The organism is Cohnella lupini (genome assembly GCF_003386205.1).
GTDB lineage: Bacteria > Bacillota > Bacilli > Paenibacillales > Paenibacillaceae > Cohnella > Cohnella lupini.
This window is the reverse complement of record NZ_QRDY01000060.1, coordinates 1-1,567: the sequence shown is the minus strand read 5'-3', so window position 1 is coordinate 1,567 and position 1,567 is coordinate 1. Positions and strand designations below refer to the sequence as shown.

At 47.4% G+C, this 1,567-nt stretch carries 1 protein-coding gene; it reads right to left on the bottom strand.

Annotation, left to right across the window (positions count from 1 at the left end):
- Positions 1-98: 98 nt before the first annotated feature.
- Positions 99-1,456, bottom strand: a protein-coding gene (locus DFP95_RS28570; RefSeq protein ID WP_115996081.1) for an IS1182 family transposase whose coding sequence is annotated in 2 segments (ribosomal slippage) — positions 99-886 and positions 886-1,456 — 1,359 coding nt in all. Because the reading frame shifts where the segments join, the coding sequence is not laid out codon by codon here.
- Between the last annotated feature and the right edge of the window lie 111 nt (positions 1,457-1,567).

Sequence of the window (1,567 nt, the reverse complement as noted above, 5' to 3'; positions counted from 1 at the left end):
CTCAGATCGTCGAGAAACCCCCGTCTTTTCAAGACGTCGGGGTTTCTCTTTGTTTTGGGAAGGAAATCAGTAAATTAGGAAGGGATTTAGGCAATTTATTACCCTAATTCCCTCCTTTCCAGTTGCAGAGCAATCTTCTTCATGTTCTGCACTGTCGCAGTCATGAGCGCTTGTTCGGTCACATTTCGTATTCCCCTCAACCGGAAATAGCGAAACCCGTGGAGCTCTTTAGCATCCGCGAAGCTTCGCTCAATCGTTTCTTTTCGTTTACGGTATAGCTTCTTCCCCGATTTGCTGAGGCGGTTAAGCCGTACGCGTTCTTTACTATCCTCCCAAACATGCCTGGTGATCACTTTACGTTTGTTACGAGATCGCGTGCACTTGTCTAACATCGGACATGCAGCGCATTGCTTGGGATCGGAAACATAATGTCGGTAACCATGCCGGTCCGTGGTGCTATAGATAAGCGCTTGTTTCTGGGGGCAGGTATACTGGTTTTGATCTGCGTCGTACTGGAATTCGTGCTTGTGGAACAACCCTTGCGTGGGGTGAAATCGACGGTGAGCAATGACACCAAAGATCCCTCTCGAGTCTAATCCTTTGCAGATCGGTGCTGTTAGGTAACCCGAATCTAGCGCAACAGCTTCTACTTTGAAATCAAATCGTTCTCTCTGCCGATCCAATCGCTCGAGATAGGGCGTAGCGTCATGAACATTGCCTGCGGTGACAAAGACATCGGTAATGAGGTTGTACTTGACGTCCACCGTGCGGTGATCCAAATAGAAAAAACCTTCCGGTTTGCCTTCGCGGAACATGTAACCACTGTCAGGATCGGTCGTACTGATCTTCACTTCCTTGTCTTCGTTCACCTCCTCTCGGGTTTTCAGGGCTTTTTTCCGTGTGCCTTCCGATCGGCTTCGACTGCAGCATTCAGATCATCCACATACGACTTGGTATTGTGCTGTACTTGTTCCTTGGTGTACTTGTGTTTATTGGCGCTGGCTTTAATGTGAGTGGAATCGGAGATCAGAACACGTCCGCCAACCATCCGATGCGAAACCGCTTGAAGGACGATTTCGTCAAAGACATCTTGAAAGATGTTCGTATCCTTGAACCGCGTACGACGGTTCCAACTAATCGTTGAATGGTCAGGCACACGGTCCGTGAGACCAAGCCCGAGAAACCAACGGTAGGCCAGATTCGTTTGAACCTCGCGCTCTAGTTGTCGCTCAGAGCGAATGCCGTAGAAATAACCGAGAAAGATCATTTTGAAGAGGACGACCGGATCGATTGCCGGTCTGCCATTATCCTCACAATAAAGAGGTCTTACTTTCTCATCGATGAAGGAGAAGTCGATGTATTTATCAATCTTACGAAGCATGTGGTCTGCAGGCACAAGATCCTCAATGGAAACCAGCTCAAAGTTCTGTTGTTTATCACGGTTAGAACGTAGCATTAGTACACCATCCGTTCGGTATAAGTTATCTATATTATATCATATTAACGCGGTGTCGTATTAAACTATTCGAACATAATAAAAGCTGTCGCGACTTTCTCGACAGCCTGA